The sequence below is a fragment of the Nocardia sp. NPDC006630 genome (genome assembly GCF_040611495.1).
Lineage (GTDB): Bacteria > Actinomycetota > Actinomycetes > Mycobacteriales > Mycobacteriaceae > Nocardia.
The window spans coordinates 410,346-428,619 of the sequence record NZ_JBEXOK010000005.1; the positions used below are offsets into that span (position 1 = coordinate 410,346).

The 18,274-nt window shown below is 67.3% G+C and carries 14 protein-coding genes; 9 read left to right on the forward strand and 5 right to left on the reverse strand.

The window, feature by feature from the left end; genetic code table 11:
* Positions 1-2 precede the first annotated feature (2 nt).
* From ABZX86_RS16910 to ABZX86_RS16935, 6 genes are all read left to right on the forward strand, one after another.
* Positions 3-767 carry an alpha/beta fold hydrolase gene (locus tag ABZX86_RS16910; RefSeq protein WP_355124374.1) on the forward strand — a complete coding sequence of 255 codons (765 nt, stop codon included), beginning with the start codon at positions 3-5 and terminating at the stop codon, positions 765-767.
* Complete coding sequence (locus ABZX86_RS16915; RefSeq protein ID WP_355124376.1) at positions 764-2,083, forward strand: polyketide synthase; 1,320 nt, start codon at positions 764-766, stop codon at positions 2,081-2,083. Before ABZX86_RS16910 ends, ABZX86_RS16915 begins: the two co-directional genes overlap by 4 nt.
* The gene (gene nbtC / locus ABZX86_RS16920) at positions 2,076-5,153 is read left to right on the forward strand and encodes a nocobactin polyketide synthase NbtC (protein WP_355124378.1); all 3,078 of its coding nucleotides are present in this window, start codon (positions 2,076-2,078) and stop codon (positions 5,151-5,153) included. Before ABZX86_RS16915 ends, nbtC begins: the two co-directional genes overlap by 8 nt.
* A gap of 64 nt (positions 5,154-5,217) precedes the next feature.
* The gene (locus tag ABZX86_RS16925) at positions 5,218-6,174 is read left to right on the forward strand and encodes an ATP-binding cassette domain-containing protein (RefSeq protein ID WP_355124379.1); all 957 of its coding nucleotides are present in this window, start codon (positions 5,218-5,220) and stop codon (positions 6,172-6,174) included.
* Positions 6,175-6,188: 14 nt separating this feature from the next.
* Positions 6,189-6,941, forward strand: a complete 753-nt coding sequence (locus ABZX86_RS16930; protein WP_355124381.1) for an ABC transporter permease — start codon at positions 6,189-6,191, stop codon at positions 6,939-6,941.
* Entirely contained in the window at positions 6,938-7,744 is an 807-nt protein-coding gene (locus ABZX86_RS16935; protein ID WP_355124383.1) for an ABC transporter permease, read from the forward strand. Before ABZX86_RS16930 ends, ABZX86_RS16935 begins: the two co-directional genes overlap by 4 nt.
* A gap of 58 nt (positions 7,745-7,802) precedes the next feature.
* On the opposite strand, the gene ABZX86_RS16940 is transcribed toward ABZX86_RS16935, so the two are convergent.
* From ABZX86_RS16940 to ABZX86_RS16950, 3 genes are all read right to left on the reverse strand, one after another.
* Positions 7,803-9,929, reverse strand: coding sequence for a glycogen debranching N-terminal domain-containing protein (locus ABZX86_RS16940; RefSeq protein ID WP_355124385.1), 2,127 nt, complete (start codon positions 9,927-9,929; stop codon positions 7,803-7,805).
* A gap of 25 nt (positions 9,930-9,954) precedes the next feature.
* The gene (locus tag ABZX86_RS16945; RefSeq protein WP_355124387.1) at positions 9,955-11,184 is read right to left on the reverse strand and encodes a glycosyltransferase family 4 protein; all 1,230 of its coding nucleotides are present in this window, start codon (positions 11,182-11,184) and stop codon (positions 9,955-9,957) included.
* 298 nt (positions 11,185-11,482) lie between these two features.
* The gene (locus ABZX86_RS16950) at positions 11,483-12,562 is read right to left on the reverse strand and encodes an AMP-binding protein (RefSeq protein ID WP_355124389.1); all 1,080 of its coding nucleotides are present in this window, start codon (positions 12,560-12,562) and stop codon (positions 11,483-11,485) included.
* Positions 12,563-12,721: 159 nt separating this feature from the next.
* Here ABZX86_RS16950 and ABZX86_RS16955 point away from each other — a divergent pair, with 159 nt between their 5' ends.
* Entirely contained in the window at positions 12,722-13,072 is a 351-nt protein-coding gene (locus ABZX86_RS16955) for an MmcQ/YjbR family DNA-binding protein (RefSeq protein WP_355124391.1), read from the forward strand.
* A 26-nt stretch (positions 13,073-13,098) separates the two neighbouring features.
* Here ABZX86_RS16955 and ABZX86_RS16960 read toward each other — a convergent pair whose 3' ends face one another.
* Both ABZX86_RS16960 and ABZX86_RS16965 read right to left on the reverse strand, forming a co-directional pair.
* A complete protein-coding gene (locus ABZX86_RS16960; RefSeq protein ID WP_355124393.1) occupies positions 13,099-15,144 on the reverse strand; it encodes a M13 family metallopeptidase in 2,046 nt (681 codons plus the stop codon).
* Between the two features lie 34 nt (positions 15,145-15,178).
* Complete coding sequence (locus ABZX86_RS16965) at positions 15,179-17,233, reverse strand: M13 family metallopeptidase (RefSeq protein ID WP_355124395.1); 2,055 nt, start codon at positions 17,231-17,233, stop codon at positions 15,179-15,181.
* Positions 17,234-17,588: 355 nt separating this feature from the next.
* On the opposite strand from ABZX86_RS16965, the gene rplN reads away from it, so the two are divergent.
* On the forward strand, positions 17,589-17,957 hold the full coding sequence (gene rplN, locus ABZX86_RS16970) for a 50S ribosomal protein L14 (RefSeq protein WP_297622674.1): 369 nt from the start codon (positions 17,589-17,591) through the stop codon (positions 17,955-17,957).
* A gap of 2 nt (positions 17,958-17,959) precedes the next feature.
* On the forward strand, positions 17,960-18,274 hold the full coding sequence (gene rplX, locus ABZX86_RS16975) for a 50S ribosomal protein L24 (protein ID WP_327143706.1): 315 nt from the start codon (positions 17,960-17,962) through the stop codon (positions 18,272-18,274).

Consider the following 18,274-nt stretch of genomic DNA (forward strand, 5'->3'; position numbering starts at 1 on the left):
CTATGAGCAACACCCTCGGATGGATTCGGAAGTTCCATCGCCCGAGCGCGGCCGGCAATCCACCGCTGGTGATCTGCCCGCACGCCGGCGGCGGGGCCTCCACCTACCGCCCGTTCTCCAAGCCGCTGAGTGAGAACTTCGATGTCGCGGTCTTCCAGTACCCGGGCCGTCAGGACCGCGCTCGCGAAGCCGCGCTGGGTTCGGTGCCGGAGATCGCGCTCGGCGCGTTCGACGAATTCGCCCGCTCACCGATGAATCGGGGCGAGGCCGTCACGGTGTACGGCCACAGCATGGGCTCGGTGGTGGCCTTCGAATTCGCGCGCCTGGCCGAATCCGCCGGAATCCCGGTGCGGCTGCTCGCGGTATCCGGTGCGGTCGCACCGTGGCGCGTGGTCGATATGCCCTCGCATCCGACCGAGGACGAACAACTGCTCGACCACGTCGGCGGACTGCAGGGCACCGGGGCCGACGTGCTGGCCAATCGCGAGCTCATGCGCATGGCGCTGCCCGCGCTCAAGGCCGACTACGCCGCCTTCGACGCCTACACCTGCGCGAAGGACGTCACGCTGCAGGCCCCGCTGCACGCCATGGGTGGCAGTGACGACGAATTCGTCTCCATCGGCGACCTGTACGGCTGGCAGCGGCACACACCGCACGAACTGCAGGTCACCATGTTCGACGGCGGGCACTTCTTTCTGCACGACCATGTCGCCGCCATCGCGGAAACCCTGTCCGCCGAACCGATCCGGGAGCCGGTGGCGCGATGAGCACGATCGACAACGACCCCATCGTCATCACCGGTATGGCCGTCGAGGCGCCCGGTGGCATCGAAACTCTCGGGCAGTACTGGACGGCGCTGGCCGAATCCCGGGATCTGCTCGGGCCTTTCCCGCGCGATCGCGGCTGGCCGCTGGAGCGCCTGCTGAATCTGGCGGCCACCGAGGGCTGGGGCGAGGTGCGGGACGCGGGTGGATTCCTCGACGGCGCAGCCGATTTCGATCCGCTGTTCTTCGGCATCACCCCGCGCGAAGCGGTCGCCATGGATCCGCAGCAGCGGGTGGCACTGCGGGTGGCCTGGCGCGCGCTGGAGAACGCGGGCATCAATCCCGCCGCACTCGGTGACGGCGACGATATCGGCTGCTACATGGGCGCTTCGGCCACCGAATACGGTCCGCACGGCGCGGAGGTCAACGAGCACAGCGGTTATCGCGCCGCAGGTTCGGCGCTGGGTGCGGTCGCCGGGCGAATTTCCAACTGCCTGGGGCTGGGCGGACCGTCGGTGGTGGTGGATGTGGCCTGCGCATCCTCGCTGGCCGCAGTGCATTTGGCCGCCTCGGGCATTCGCAACGGCGACTGTGAGTGGGCGCTGGCGGGCGCGGCCTGCGTCATGGGCTCGCCCGGAGCGTTCTTCGAATTCTCCAAGAACAATGCCCTTGCCGCCGATGGCCAGTGCAAGCCCTACTCCGACAACGCACTCGGCACCCTGTGGGGCGAGGGCGTCGGAGTTGTTGTGCTGGAGCGGGAATCACGCGCCCGCGCGCACGGACACCGGATCTACGCCCGCCTGCTCGGCTCCCGCGTCAATCACAATGGCAAGGGTGCGCCCATCGCGGTGCCCAGTGCCGCCGCACAGGAACGCCTGGTTCGCGCGACCGTGGCCGCCGCGGGCATCGAGCCGGATCTGGTCGATATGATCGAGGGCCACGGCACCGGTACCGCCGTCGGCGATCCGCTGGAATTGACCGCGCTGCAGGAGGTTTACGGTGCTGCCCGCGCGGACGGCACCGGCCCGCTGCTCGGCTCGGTCAAATCCAATCTGGGCCACGCCCAGGCCGCCGCCGGCATGCTCGGCCTGATCAAGGTCCTGCTCAGCGGTCTGCACGGGCAGATCGCCCCCACCCGCCACGCGGACAACCCCACCACCCGCGTCGACTGGAACGCCGGGAGCCTGCGCCTGGCCGCGAAGCTGACCGACTGGGAGCCGCGCGACGGGGTTCGCTACGGCGCGGTGTCCTCCTTCGGCGTCAGCGGTACCAATGCGCATGCCGTACTGGCCATGCCCGTGGAAGGAACCCATGCCTGACTATCGACTTCCCGACGGCAGCACCCCGGTCCTGCTGTCCTCCGACGCCGCCGATTCGCTGCGCCGCGAGGCCGCCGCCCTGGTCGCGTATCTGGAGGAGCGGCCGGACGTCACCCCGGATGCCGTGGCGGACATGCTGTTCCGCACCCGCGCCCCGCGCCGGCAGCGTGCGCTGATCATGGTGACCGGCCGGGATCAGCTGATCGACGCGCTGCACGCCGTCGCCGGTGGCCGGCCGCATCAGGCCGTGGTCGCCGGTGACCGCGCCGCCACCGCCCGCCGCATCGGCTACGTCTTCCCGGGGCAGGGCAGTCAGCGCCCCGGCATGGGTCTGCTCTACTACCGTCATTCGCCGGTATTCCGCACCGCCGTCGACGACTGCGATGCGACATTCCAGGAGCTGCACGGTATTTCGCCGCTGGCCTATCTGCTGGACGAGACCGGGCAGTTCGGCGACGAGGTGGAGGTCGTGCAGCCCGCGCTGTTCATGCAGATGCTCGGACTCGCGGCCATGTGGCGCGCGGCGGGCGTGGAACCCGCCGTGACCGTCGGGCACAGCCAGGGCGAGATCGCCGCCGCCGTGGTCTCCGGCATCATCTCGCTCGCCGACGGCATTCGTGTTGTCACGCTGCGCGCGAATCTCGTCGGATCGCTAGAACGCGACAATGATTGGGCCGGGCAGTGGGCCATGGCCGTCCTGGGCGTGGACCGCGACGAATGCGAGGCGCTGCTGGCCCGCAATTCCGGCTGGGCCGAACTGGCCGTGGTCAATTCGGCACACGTGCTGGCCATCTCCGGTGAGCGCGGGGCGGTATCCGAACTGGTCGCAGCGCTGACCGCACAGGGCAAATTCGCCAAGGAGATTCGCGTCGCCTACCCGGCGCATACCTCCTTCGTCAGCAAATTCCGGGGGGACCTCGAAGGCACGCTGCAGGACACTCTCGACTCGCCCGTTTTCGCACCCACCGAGATCGACTGCCTCGGTGCGACTCTCGGCACCGCCGTCACTCCGGACCTGCCGGTCAGCGAGTACTGGTACTGGAATCTGCGCAATCGGGTGCGCTTCGATCTCGCCGTCGCCGAGGCGGCGGCGCGCGATATCGACATCTTCCTCGAGATCGCCGACCATCCCGCCCTCATGCTCGCCATGCAGGAGACGCTGTCGGGCGTCGGTGCGCAGCAGGACTTCCGGACCATCGGCACCTCCCGGCGCACCGCCGTCGACCTGGGTGAATTCACCAAGAACCTGGCTCAGGTCGCGGTGCTGGACACCGGGTTCCCCTGGGAATCGCTGCGGGATAGCAGCAGTGACATCGTGCGGCTGCCCCTGCTGGACTTCCCCAATACCCAGACCAACCCCAAGCAGCTGTGGGCCCCGTTCCGCTACCGGGCAGACCTTCCCGTGGCAGTGGAAAGCGCCACAGCCGCAGCACAATCCGACGTCTCGGAGGGAACCGTGCCGCCGCAGCGACTGGCCGAACGCTGGGTGCGGCTGGAGCGGCGCAAGCTGGTACCGCCGCGCACCTTGGCCGTCATCGACCACACCGGTCGCTGCGGTGAGCTCGCCGATGCCATCGAAACCTCCGCCGCACGGCACGGCGCGGCTGTCGTCGGCGCCGAGAGCGGTGCGTCCTACGAAACGGCGGTCATCCTGCTGCCCCGCCCCGCTGACGGCGAAATCTCGACTGCGGTCAGGGAATCGGCTGATTTTGTCGGCGATCGCCGGTGGCTGCCCGAACTCGACGGCGTCCGGGACGTCTGGCTGGTGACCATCGGTGGTGAGCGGGTGCTCGACACCGAGGCCCCGGATATCGCACACGCCGCCGCGCAGGCCGGATTCCGCTGCCTCGCCCCGGAATACCCGGGCGTGGGCTTCCGGCATCTGGATCTGGAAGTGGGACAGTCGCTTCCGGAGGCCGCCAAGGCGGTGCTGGGCGCGATCCATACCTCCGGTGAGCCCGAACTGGCCGCCCGCGCGGGCGGCTGGTACGCCAAGCGGCTGGTCCTCGACGAGACCCCCGAGGACTGCGCGCTCACCGCCGCGGAGCTGACCGAGGTCGTGATCATCGGCGGCACCGGCAAACTCGGCCTGGACTGCGCCGCCGATTTCGCCCGGTCCGGAGCCCGGCGCATTACCCTGATCAGCCGCTCCGGCGGTTCCCCGGCCGCCGTGCAGCGGGTGCGCGAACTGTCCGGACTCGGTGCGGCCATCGATATCCGTCAGTGCGACGTGACCGACGACAATGCGGTCCGCGCGCTCGGCGAGGCCTTCCGCGATACGCCCGTGAGCCTGGTCGTGCACGCCGCTGTCGATTACGACGCCGCGGCCGCCGAACCCACGCCCGAAACAGTGCACGCCGCAGCCGAATCCAAGGTGATCGCCCTGGACCGCCTGATCCGCGAACTCCCGCTCACCCCGGATGCCCGGGTGGTGCTGTGCTCCTCGCTCTCGGCCACCATCGGCGGGCGCGGGCACGCGGTCTACGCCGCGGTCAATCGCATGCTCGACGCCGCCGCCACCGGATACCGCCGCGACGGCATCGGCGTCACCTCCGTGCAGTGGGGTCTGTGGCGCGCGGTCGGCGCCGATCACACCGAGGCGCTGGCGCGGATCAGCGGCACCGGTCTGCTGCCCATGGAACCCGGCGCGGCCATCGCGGCCGGATTCTCCGCACCGGGCAACAGCATTGTGGTGGCCGCCGAATGGTCCACGCTGCGCGCGATTTTCGCGCTCTTCGGCCAGGATCCGCTCTTCGCCGAACTGCCGGACGAGCCGGTGCACGCGGTGGTCGCGCCCGCGCCCGAGACGCCGGAACCCGCGGCGGCGCCGGTGGCAGCGCCTGTGGCCCAGGACATTTCCGGGCACGTCCGCGATGCCCTGCGCTTTGTCATGGGCCTGGACGCCACCGAACCCATCGACGGCTCCATGCCGCTGGTGGCGCTCGGCCTGGATTCGCTGCAGGCACTGGATCTGCGCAAGCGCATCGAATCCGATCTGCAGCGCGATCTGCCCGTCACGGCCATTCTCGGCGGCGCGTCACTGGACGAAGTGGTATCGCTGCTCGGCTAGACCGCACCATCCGCAAAACCAAGGGAGCAGGGGGAATTCGAAGAATATGAGGACGGAGAACACGGTGCCGGAACCGGATGACGCAATCGTCGTCGAGTCCGTGGAAAAGTCGTTCGGGACGGTGAAAGCCCTGCGGGGCATCAGCTTCACCGTGCCCGCGGGCACGGTGCTGGGGGTGCTCGGGCCCAATGGCGCGGGCAAGACCACCACGGTCTCGGTGCTGTCCACCCTGGTGCGACCGGATGCGGGGCGGGCGCTGGTGGCCGGATACGACGTGGTCCGTCAGCCCACCGAGGTCCGCGCCTCCATCATGCTGACCGGTCAGTACGCCGCCCTCGACGAGGTGCTGACCGGCCGCGAGAATCTGGTGCTGTTCGGCCGGCTGCTCGGCCTGCACCGCAAACAGGCGAAGGTGCGCGCCGACGAACTGCTCGAACAGTTCGCGCTCACCGAGGCCGCCGATCGCCGGGTCGGCCAGTACTCCGGCGGTATGCGGCGGCGCATCGATATCGCCTGCGGTCTGGTGCGCCCGCCGCGCGTGGTCTTCCTCGACGAGCCGACCACCGGGCTGGACCCGGTCAGCAGGCAGAGCCTGTGGGCGCTGGTGCGTGAACTCAAGCAGCAGGGCGTCACGGTGCTGCTCACCACGCAGTACCTGGAGGAGGCGGATGCGCTGAGCGACAACATCATTGTGGTCGACCAGGGCACCGTCATCGCCGAGGGCACCGCCGATCAGCTCAAGGCCCGCTCCGGTTCCAGCTACTGCGAGGTGGTCCCGGTCGACGCCGCCGATGTGCCGCGACTGGTCACCGCACTGGCCGGACTGGGTGAGGTCACCGTCCCCGATTCCGCGGACCGGGTGGCACTGCCCGCTCCTGGCGGCGCCGCCACCCTGACCGAGGCGCTGCACCGAATCACCGGCAGCGGTATCGAATTGATCGATATCGCGCTGCGCCGCCCCTCGCTCGACGAGGTCTTCATCGAACTGACCAAGCCCGCCGCGGTGGAGTCTCCGGCATGAATCAGGCTCCGATCATGCGTATTCCAGCCGGACTGCAGTGGAGCGCCCTGAGCGAGCGCGGTATTCGCGCCGCTTTCCGCGAGGGCGATGTGGTGCTGGCGCTGGCCGCGCCGGTGGTCATCTACATCTGCTTCTATATTCCGCTGCGAAAGTCCATGCTGGCGGCCGGAATCGACTTCGCCCAGTATCTGCTGCCGCTGACCGCCGTGTACGCCATGTTCTTCACCGCCATGTTCGCCGGTGACCGTGCCGGACGGGAGCAGACGGGCGGTATGGCCACTCGGCTGCGCTCGCTGCCGGTGCACCCGTGGGTGCCGGTGGCCGCCCGCATGTCCGCGAATCTGGTGCGCGGCTGTGCCGCGTTGATCAGCGCTCTCGTCGTGGGCATCGCCTTCGGCTTCCGATTCCACGACATCACAGCGGCATCGGTGTTCGTACTGGTGGCGCTGGCGTTCGGGACCGCGGTGGTGATCGGCGCGGACGCGCTCGGTACCGCCACCCGCAATCCGGAACTCGGCGCCACGGTGCTGTTCGTCCCGCAATTGCTGCTGGTCATGACCTCCACGGGATTCGTTCCCGCCGAAGGCTTCCCGGGCTGGATTCAGGGCTGGGTGCGCAATCAACCGGTCTCCCAGGTGACCGCCGCACTGCGCGGCCTGTCCGACGGCCGGTACCCGCCGGAACTCTGGGTGGCCGCACTGTGGATCGGCGGACTGCTGATCGTGGGTGCGGTACTGGCGATTCGAGCCGAAGGACGGCGGGCATGAGCGCGGAAACCACAGCGACAGCACAGCTTCCGGCCGATGCCGGATCTCTGCTGAGCCAATCGCTCATCGAAACCGGCCGGCTGCTGCGCCGCTGGACCCGGCAGCAGGAGGTGATGACCAGCACCCTGATGCTGCCGGTTCTGTTGCTGCTCATGTTCGATCTGGTGCTGAAGCGCTCCCTGGGCGCCGCCGCCGGCGTCGATCCGATCTACGGATTCGTGCCCATGATCGCCATCGCCGGCGCTATGTACGGCGCGATGGGCACCGGCCTGTCGCTCTACGGCGAACGGCAGAGCGGCCTGCTGCGCCGTTTCTGGGTGCTGCCCATTCACCGTTCCGCGAGCATGCTCGGCCGCCTGCTCGCCGAATGTGTGCGCGCCGCCGTGGTCACCCTCGTCGTCGTGGCCATCGGCATGCTGCTCGGCCTGCGCTTCCAGCAGGGCTGGCCCGGTTTCTTCGGCGTGCTGGCGGTTCCGGTCATCGTCATCGCGGGTTTCACCCCGGCGGTGATCCTGGTCGGCGTCAGCCGAATCGGTGACAAGGTGGTGCAGCTGGCCGCCATCGTGGTGCTCATCGCCATGTTCTTCAATTCGGGCTTCGTCCCGCTGGACAACTACCCGGACGTCATTCAGCCGATAGTCCGCGCCCAGCCCATGAGCTGTGCCATCGAGGCCATGCGCGGTTTCGTCCTGGGCGGCCCGATCGCGACCCCGCTGCTGCAGACCGCCGCCTGGTCGGCCGGTCTGGCCGCCGTGTTCGGCGTGCTCGCCGTCCGCGGCTACCGCGCGGCCGCCGAGAGCTGATACGACAGCACCGGCCGACTCTGCCGGGGTCGGCCGGTGCTGCCTCGATACCGCTGTGTCAGTGCGTGATCAGCTGCCAATCGTCGGGCAGATTCGAGGTCGTGACCCGATCACCCTCCACCACCAGATCGATCATCGCGCCGCCCAGCCGCAGATCGGTGAGTTCGACCCGGCCCCACCGCTCGGGCAGGTGCGGCAGCACCGTGAGCGAGCGGCGCGGCACATCCGGATCCAGTCCGAGGAACGACCGGACCAGCAGCAGCGGTGCCGCGCTGGCCCAGGCCTGCGGTGAGCAGGAGGTCGGGTAGGGGACCGGTGCGGCGAACTTGGAACGCGGGAAACCACAGAACAATTCGGGCAGTCGGCCGCCGAAGGCCCCGGCCGCATCGAGCAGCCCCTCGGCAAGGCGGGTGGCCAGGTCGACAGCGCCGGGAATATGGCGGTAGCGCAGCAGCCCGGCCACCGCGATGGCGGTGTCGTGCGGCCACACCGAACCATTGTGGTAACTCATTGGATTGAACGCACCCATGCTGGAAGACAAAGTGCGCAAACCGAATCCGGTATCCATATCGTCCGAGGCGAGATGCCGGATCACCTCGGTCGCATGCTCGTCGGAGACGATGCCCGACCACAGGCAGTGCCCGATATTGCTGGTGAGCGAATCCAGCCGCCGCTTATTGCCGTCCACAGCCACTGCGAACCAGCCCTTTTCGGGCAACCAGAAGGCTTCCGCGAACTTGGTCCGCAATTCGGCGGCACGGTCGCGCAGATGCTCGGCGGTGGTGCCGTCGCCGAACTCCTCGGCCAGCTCGGCGCGCGCCTGCAGCGCGGCATATACGTAACCCTGTACCTCGCACAATGCGATCGGCGGTTCCGGCAGATGTCCGGCGGCATCGTTGATGCCGTCGAAACTGTCCTTCCAGCCCTGATTGATCAGGCCGCGATCGGTGGCGCGCCGGTACTCCACAAAGCCGTCGCCGTCACGATCCCCGTAATCGGCGATCCACTCGAGCGCGGCATCGGCGGCGGGCAGCAGCGCCTGCACCGCCTCGGCATCGGCGCCCCAGCGCCGCGCCTGCGCCAGCAGCATGACAAAAAGCGGTGTCGCATCGATGGTTCCGTAATAGGTCTCACCGCCGAGCACCTGCCCGCTGGCCGGACCGCGCCGCATTTCGTGCATGATGCGGCCCGGCTCCTCCTCGGTCAGGGGATCCTCGCGCTGCCCCTGCATCTCCGCCAGCTGCTGCATGGTGCCGAGCGCCAGGCCGACATCCAGCGGCAGCGCCATCCACGCCGTGAGCAGTGAATCGCGGCCGAACAGGGTCATGAACCACGGCGCACCGGCGGCCACGAAGGGCCGGCCGCCCCGCGCGGCATCGTGAATCTGCAGGGCGCCCAGATCGCTTTCGGTGCGCTGCAGCACCAGGGCGAGCTGCGGATCGGCCGCGGTGATATTGGCGGCGGTATCGCGCCAGGCGCGCATATTGCGGCTCGGCTCGCTGAATTCGAACTCCTCACCGGCCCGCAGTGGCGAGTGCGCGGGCTGACTACCGAGCGTCGGCTGCGCCACGATCTCGGTTTTCCAGCTGCCCCCGGCGGGCACCACCGCCCGCCAGGACAGCGAACCCGGCAGCACCACAGGCTCTTCCGAGGAGGAGACCGACAAGCCGCGCGATCGATCCGACCGGTCAGTTAGTAGCAACTCCGTATCCGCGACCAGGATCTCGGCGCGGGCGCTGGCCGTGCGGCCCTCCTTCACCGCGAACAGATCCACAAAATCCGCGTCGATATGCAATTGCAGATCGACAGCGGTGGTTTCGCGCCCCATGTTCTCCACCGTGATGGTTTCGCGGAGCCCGTCCGCGACCAGCCGCTCCCGCACGATGAGCACGGTGCTGTCCGCTGCGCCGGCCCGTGGGGGCCGGCGCAGTATGAACCGGGCGGTGAAGGCCTCCGGGCTCAATACCGACAGCGGCTCCGGCCGCTGCCCGTCCAGCCGCAGTTCCCATCGGGATATGACGCGCGCATCCCGATGGAACAAGCCGTACGGGGTGCCCGGCTCCACATCCCCGAGCCGATCCGACAGGCAGAAGGTGCTGCCCGCCACCAGCGTCACCGCACCACCGGAGCCACCCAGGGCGGATGGCTCACCGGCGTTCAGTGCGGCCGGAACCTCTTCGTTCAATGCAGACCCTTCCTCATATGGGCTTTCAGGTAATGGCGGTGCGGCTCACCTTGTTCGGCGCCGCGCGTCCCGGGCCGGTGCCGGCGCCGCGTGCGGGAGCCGGCAGCGATTGATGTGCGGCATTGGCGGACCAGCCGTGCGGCGTCGCGGCGCGTCCGCTGCGCTGCGGTTTGTGTGCCCCGACGACCCGGCGGTAGATGTCCTCGTAGCCGCGGCCGAGCGTGTCCGCACCGAAGTTGGCGATCACGTGATCACGCATGGCCAGCGGATCGTAGGTCTGGACTTCCTTGATGGCCGTGGCCAATTCGGACGGATCGTCGCAGATGCGGCCGGTGACACCGTCGACGATCACCTCGGCGACAGCGCCGCCGCGCAGCGCCACCACGGGGGTGCCGCAGACCATCGCTTCGATCATCACCATGCCGAACGGTTCCTCCCAGAGCACCGGGAACAGCAGAGCGCGCGCCCCCGCGAGCAGTCTGCGTTTGGCGGCGGCATCGGCCATACCGAACATGTGATCGCGCTCGGTCAGCAATGGCTTCACCGCACTGTCGAAATAGCGCAGTTCGGGCGGTTCCGCACACTTTCCGGCGAGTACCAGCGGAATATCGGCGGCATGCGCCGCCTCCAACGCCAGATGCGGCGCCTTTTCCTCGGTGAACCGACCCAGGAAGAGAGCGTAGTCCTCTTTCTCCGGCTGATAGGGCCAATCTTCCACACGCACCGCATTGTGTACGCGGCCAACCCAATTCAGGTCCGGAGCGAGCGAGCGCTGCCGATCACTGATGGCCACCAGATGCGCATCACCGCCCAGTTCGCTGTAGTAGGTGTACGGATCGCCGTTCACCGGACCGTGCACGGTGACCACCATCGGCAGTCCGAGGTCCCGGTACACCGGCATATTGAGCGGTCCGGCGAAGGTGTGGTCGTGCACCAGATCCAGGCCGTCGGTCACCGCCAATCGTTCCAGCGCGCGCCGAACCTTCAAGGCGTGCAGGACTTCCGGAAACGGATCACCCAACCGGTCGGCTTGTATCCGATCCCACAGCGGCAGCAGCCGACCCTTGGTCCCGTTCTCGCCCGCGCCGAGCAGCGTGACATGGTGACCGCGCTCGACGAGGGCGTCCACCAGATCCGCGACCACGGACTCCACGCCGCCGTACGCCTTGGGCGGAATATCGAAATACGGGGGGACCACCATCGCGATGCGAAGTCGTTCACGCGGGTTCGGTGCTGATTCGAATGTGGCGCTCATAGCCACTCCTTCCGGAACACAACCATCGGCGCCCGGGGTTATTCGGGCGTCGACCTGGCGACCATGGCCGGGGGAATACCGTCCGGTGCGCTCGACTCGGCAGCACCGCATGCGGATTCGGCGTGGACGACTCCAACACCGTTGAGGGGGACGTCACCGTCGGGAACGGTGAGAACCAAGTTCGATGGCACCCGGGCGCTTCCTCGCACCCGGTGGCCACTGGGTGAGTTCCACGATATCGCCGGAGATCACCCGTTCAGGCCAGATCGCGATGTTCCGTTGTTTATTCGCGCAAAGTTCAGGCCGCGTAGTCGACTTCGTCGTCCGTGACCGGAATTATCCGATCTGTCACGGTGGAAGCGACTGTCATATCGAGAGATTCGGCCGCGTCGAGGACCAGCCAGCCGTCGGCCGTCCAGCGGCCGCGGGCATCGGTGCGGGTCAGGCGACCGCCGGGGACAAACGGGTCAGCGACGAATCCCGTTGCGGATTCGGCCGCCAGCGCCGCGCCGCCGAGATAGATCGCACCCGGCGTCCCCGGCGCGACCGGTCGCAGCGCCGAGTCCAGCACCAGCACGCGAGCGCCCGGAATCGGCCGGACCCGGCCCGAGCCGTCGAGCGGCCCACGTGCGGCGACACCGGCGTATTCGGGTGCGGTATAGGCGAATCCGGCCACCGAACCCGCGGCGACGGCGCGCAGCAGACCGGAAAGTATTACCGGGCAGTCGGTTCCGGTGACATCCCAGCGCCGCACCGTCGGCAGCGCGGGCGCGGGCAGATCCGCCAGCCCGGTCAGGGTGCGCGCATCGGCGACCACATGGGTCGCCGCGCAGGTGGCGATGAGTTCGGCCAGCGCCGCCGGGGCCCGGCGCTGCGCCTCGGTGGCCAGCACCAGGGTCGCACCGTCGGCGAGCGCGGCGAGCAGTTCCACCGCGGCGTCGGCGCAGTCCCAGCGGGTGGCGAACAGGCGGACGTCGGCGGAACCGAAGGCGCGATCGACGCGGCATTCGCGGTGCGCGGCGACCACGGCGCGGCGATCGTCCGCGGCGGCGGCCAGCGCCTCGGCCGTCAGGCCGATGCCCGAATCACCGAGCATGAGGGTGGAGTCATTGTTCGCGGCGGCGGCGATTTCGCAGAGCAGCCGGGCCAGGCCGTCCAGCGAGGGTCCGGCAGAGCCGATGACGCCGCCGTCCAGGCGATCGAAGAGTTCGGCATAGGTGAGGATGTGCCCGCCGTAGCGCACGGCCGTCCGCAATACCGGCACTCGACGCCCGTATTCGATCAGGCTCTCCACGGACGGCACGTCGTACAGGTCGACTCCGTTGGCCCATTCGTCCACCAGCCGAAGACGCTCGACGGTGGACATACTCTCCGGCACCAAACGCTCCATTGCTCAATCTCCCGAACGCGTACTTATGCAACCCTAACCTAATCGACCAGGATTGCGATAGACCGACCCTTCCGGGATCGAAGCGGCAACAGCTTCCGGCGCCCGCCCGTGGCCGGTCTGTCGTACTCGGCTGGGAAGATCGCGGGCATGACGGTGAGTGCGGATGAGGTTCGGGCGGCGGTGCTCGCACTGCCACAGGTGCGGGAGCTGTTCGAGTGGGGGATGCCCACGTTCCGGGTGGCCGGGAAACTGTTCCTGACCCTGCCCGAGGCGGAGACGTCGATGGCGGTGCGGTGCCCGATGGCCGATCGGGACGAGCTGGTACTGGCCGAACCGGACAAATTCTGGGTGGCCGGGCACGAGGCGTACAGCGCGTGGGTGCGGGTGCGGCTGCACGCCCTCGACGACCTCGCGGAACTGGAGGCCATCGTGACGGATTCCTGGCGGCTGGCCGCGCCGGCGCAGCTGGTGGACCAGCATTTCGCCGACCCGGCCTGAACCGCAATCGTTTTCGGTCCCCGCCGTCAGAAGCTGACGCGCTGATCCTCCGGCAGGAAGAGCTTGTCGCCCTCTTTCACGCCGAAGGTTTCGTAGTACTCCGCCTGATTGCGCACCACCTGATTGGCCCGGCACTCACCGGGGGAGTGCACGTCCTCCAGGCGGTTCTCGGCGGCCTCTTTGGTGGACTTCTCCCGCCAATTACGACCCCACGCCTCGAACATGGGCGTGTAATCCACCTTGTCGATCTTGTTGCGCTGCTGGGAAATACGGTAGGCCGCCAGGGCCATCTGCAGTCCGCGGTTGTCGGCCACATTCTCACCGAGGGTGAGTTCGCCGTTCACATGCTGATCGGGTGTCAGCCCGGCCGGCACCAGCGCGTTGTACTGATCGACCAGCTTCCGGGTGCGCGCCTCGAAGGCCGCCCGGTCCGCCGGCGGCCACCAATCCTTCAGATTGCCGTCGGCGTCGTACTTGGAACCCTGATCGTCGAAGCCGTGCCCGATCTCGTGCCCGATGACCGCGCCGCCCGCACCGTAGTTCACGGCGGCCTCGGCCGCGAGGTCGAAGAACGGCGGTTGCAGGAAAGCGGCGGGGAACGAGATCTCATTGTTGACAGGGGTATACGAGGCATTGACCGTCTGCGGGGTCATGCCCCACTCGGATTTGTCGACCGGTGTGCCCAGCCGATCGAAGGCCCGCTTGTTATCGAAAGCGCTGACGGCGCGCAAGGATTCGATGAGTTTGCCGCGCGTGATCTGCAGTCCGGAGTAGTCGTCCCACTTGTCGGGGTAGCCGATCTTGACGCCCATCTTCGCGAGCTTGGCCACGGCGAGATCGCGGGTCGGGGGCGACATCCACGTCGAGTTCATGAAATTGTCCTTGTACGCGGCCCGCAGATCGTCCACCATGGCCAGCGCCTGCTTCTTGGCCTCGGGCGGAAAATGCTTGTCCACGTACAGTTTTCCGAGCTGTTCGCCGAGGTTGCCGTCCACGATGGCGACGCCGTACTCCCACAGCTGCCGCCGCTGCGACTGCCCCTGCATCACCCGGCCGAAGAAGTCGAAGTTGATATCGACAATGGCCTGCGGCAGATACAGCGCGAAGGTGCGAACCAGATACAGCTTCAGATACTCGCGCCAGATGCCGAGGTCCACATCGTGCCAGAGCCCTCCGGCATGCGTCAGATACGACGGCTGGGCGACGATCACGGTGTCGAACAGCGACTTCGACCGGCCGGTGGAGCCCGCCAGCCACGGATCCCAATCGAATTGCGGTGCGAGCGCGACCATCTCGCTCCACGCCATCTTGTTGTAGGTGGCATCGGAATTGCGCATCTTCACGCTGTCCCAGAAACCCGCGGCGATCTTGGTCTCCAGATCCATTACCCGCCCGGCCATCCCGCCCGGATCGGTGAAACCCGCGGCGGCGGCGACCTTCTCCAGATACGTGCGGTATCCGGCGACCTTCGTCGCGAACTCCGGTTTGCGGAAGTACTGCTCCGGCAGCCCGATCCCGGACTGGCTGACCGATGCCACATACGCGGTCGAATTCTTGCGGTCGATGGTGACGCCGATCCCGATGAGCCCGCCGATCGGCAGCGCGCCCATCACCTTGGCCAATTCCGGTTTGCCCGCCGCCTTGTCGATCTGGTCGAAGAGATCGGCCAGCGGCGTCATGCCGAGCTTCTCGATCTGATCCAGATCCACTCGCGCGTCGTACAGATCGCGGATCTGCTCGGCCTCGGAACCGGCCTTCGGATCCTTGATGCCGTCGATGATCTCGCGCAACTGCTGCGCCACCCGATCGTTCACCTCATTGAAGGTGCCGAACGAAACCTTGTCCGGCGGCAGTTGATAGTCCTGCAGCCACTTGCCGTTGACGAACCGGTAGAGATCGTCCTGCGGCCGCACCGCCGCATCCGAGCCGGACATATCGGGGCCGGTGAGCGGCGCGCTCGGAGTCTTGTTCGCCGTATCGCTGCTGCACGACACGAGCGCTACCGCCGCGGGCGCCAGCCCCAGCGCGACCAGGAATGCTCGTCGATCGAACCGGACCGGACCCGACGTCACGTGTTCCCTCTATCTTTCGGTGGGTTGTTCTCGACTAGAGACTTACACGCTGATCCGGCGGCAGGAACGCCTTATCGCTCTCCTGCACCCCGTACGTGGTGTAGAAATCGGCGAGATTGCGCACCACCTGATTGCACCGGAACTCCGCGGGGGAGTGCGGATCACCGGCGATCTGCGTCTCGGTCGATTCATCGGTCTGCTTGGTGCGCCAGGTCCGTCCCCACGATTCGAACATCGGCTTGAAGTCGGGAGTATCCGTGCCGCCCCGCTTTTCGAGCAGACGGTACGCGGACAGCGAGATCTCCAGCCCGCGCAGATCCGCCAGATTCTCACCGACGGTCAGCTCGCCGTTCACATGCTTGTCCGCGGGCAGCCCCTCCGGCACCAGCGCGTTGTACTGCGCGATGAGCGCCTTGGTCTTGGCCTCGAAGGCCGCCTTGTCCTCCGGCGTCCACCAGTCGTGCAGATTCCCGTCGCCGTCGTACTTGGCGCCCTGATCGTCGAAGCCGTGGCCGATCTCGTGGCCGATAACCGCCCCGCCCGCACCGTAATTCACGGCCGGCTGCGCATCCTTGTCGAAGAACGGCGGCTGCAGGAAGGCGGCCGGGAAGACGATCTCATTGCCGCTGGCGTTGTAGTAGGCGTTCACCGTCTGCGGCGACATGCCCCATTCGGATTTGTCCACAGGCGTCCCCAGCCGCCCGAACATGCGCTTCGACCCGTATTCGTCCACGGCGCGCAGGGATTGGATCAGCCTGCCCCGGGTGATCGTGACCGAGGAGTAGTCCTCCCACTTGTCCGGATAACCGATCTTCGCGGTGATCTTCTCCAGTTTGGCGATGGCCGCGGCCCGGGTCGGGGGCGACATCCAGCTGGAGTTCGTGAAGTTGTCCTTGTACGCGGCCCGCAGATCGTCCACCATGGCCAGCGCGCGCTGCTTGGCCTCCGGCGGAAAGTGCTTGTCCACGTACAGCTTTCCGAGCGGATCGCCCAGACTGCCGCTCACCGTCGACACCGCGGACTTCCACCGGTCCGGCCGCTGCTGCATACCGCTCATCACCTTGCCGAAGAAATCGAAATTCGGATCGGCAACGGCCTTGGGCAGATTCGCCGCGAACGCGCGCACCAGCCCCAGCTTCAGATATTCGCGCCAGCCGGCAATATCGACCTGCTGCCACAGCTGCCCGGCGGCGGTGATGAACGACGGCTGCCCGACATTGAGGTTCGCGAACAGGTCGCGGGGCCGGTCGGTACAGCCCGCCAACCACGGTTCCCAGTCGAATTCCGGTGCCAGCGCGGTCATTTCGGCCCAGCTGCGCAGATTGTAGGTGGCGTCGGTATCGCGCAGCTTCACATTGTCCCACTGCCCCGCCGCGATCCGGCCCTCCAGCGCCACTACCCGATCGGCCAGCGCCGCCGGATCCGCGAAGCCCGCGCCGGCCGCAATCTGCTCCATGAATTTCCGGTAGGCGCCGAGCTTTTCGGCATTCTCGGGCTTCAGGTAGTACTGCTGATCCAGCCCGGTACCGGCCTGATCCACCTCGGGCAGATAGGCATTGGAGTTCTTGGGATCCACGCTCACGCCGAGCCCGATGAGCCCGACCCCGGGTAGCGAACCCATGACGTGCGCCAGATCGGCCTTGGTCGCCGCCGCATCGATCTTCGCGAACAGATCGTCGAGTGGGGTCATACCGAGCCGCTCGATATCGGTGTCATCCAGTCGCGCGTCGTAGAGATCGCGGATCTTCTGCGCATCGGTCCCGGACTGCGGATTGTGAATGCCCTCGATGATCTCCCGCAGCTGCCCTTCGATCCGGTCCGCGACCTCGTCGAAGGTTCCGAACTGCGTCTTGTCCGGCGGCAGTTGATATTCGCGCAGCCACGTGCCGTTCATGAATCGGTACAGATCGTCCTGTGGCCGGATGGCCGGATCCGAACCCGCCATATCCGGTCCGGTCAGCGGCGCGGACGTGCCCGAATTCGCGGCTTCCGAATCGGAGCAGGCGGGTAGCAGCGCGGTGGCGGGCAACACCCCCAGCGCGATCAGGAACTTACGGCGATCGAGAGCGAAGGGGCGCTCGGACGTCAACGCGAATCTCCTCTACCTGAAGTGCGGGCATGGCAGTATCGGGTGCAGCTCGGACGTTGCTCGGGCCCGACGCTAATAGAGCTGTCTGAGTAAGGCCTGAATCCGCGACCGGTGGCGCGCCCCGGTGCCGAATCGGCCCCCGGCACCCCCCGGTTTGGGCCCCACCTGGGGTTTGGCTACACTTGACCGGTTGCCCGCGGGAGCTATGCCCGCAATCCGGCCGCGAACCCCCTGTGGTTGCCCGATCTCGATCGAGCAAAACCGCAGGCAGGCGCGCGTTTCGGTGGCTAACTGACCATGCGCGTCCGGGTCGGCAATCCGGCGTGTATTTCGTCCAGGTCTAGGAGGAGCTGAAGTGATTCAGCAAGAGTCGCGACTGCGCGTCGCCGACAACACGGGTGCCAAGGAAATCCTTTGCATCCGCGTGCTCGGTGGTTCGTCGCGTCGCTATGCCGGTATCGGCGACATCATCGTCGCTACCGTGAAGGACGCCATCCCCGGTGGCAACGTCAAGAAGGGCGAGGTCGTCAAGGCCGTCGTTGTTCGCACCACCAAGGAGCGTCGTCGCCCGGATGGTTCGTACATCCGTTTCGACGAGAACGCCGCGGTGCTGATCAAGCCGGATCACGATCCGCGCGGCACCCGCATCTTCGGCCCGGTCGGCCGTGAGCTGCGCGAGAAGAAGTTCATGAAGATCGTTTCGCTGGCCCCGGAGGTGCTCTAGCCATGAAGGTGCACAAGGGCGACACCGTGATCGTCGTTTCGGGCAAGGACAAGGGCGCCAAGGGCAAGGTCATTCAGGCCTACCCCGCGACCGGCAAGGTCCTCGTCGAAGGCGTGAACCGGATCAAGAAGCACGTCGCGAACTCCGCGAACCAGCGTGGCGCCAGCTCCGGCGGCATCGTGACCCAGGAAGCGCCGATCCAGGCCTCCAACGTGATGGTTGTGGACTCGGACGGCAAGCCGACCCGCGTCGGCTTCCGCACCGATGACAACGGCAAGCGGGTTCGTATCTCCCGTCGCAACGGGAAGGACATCTGA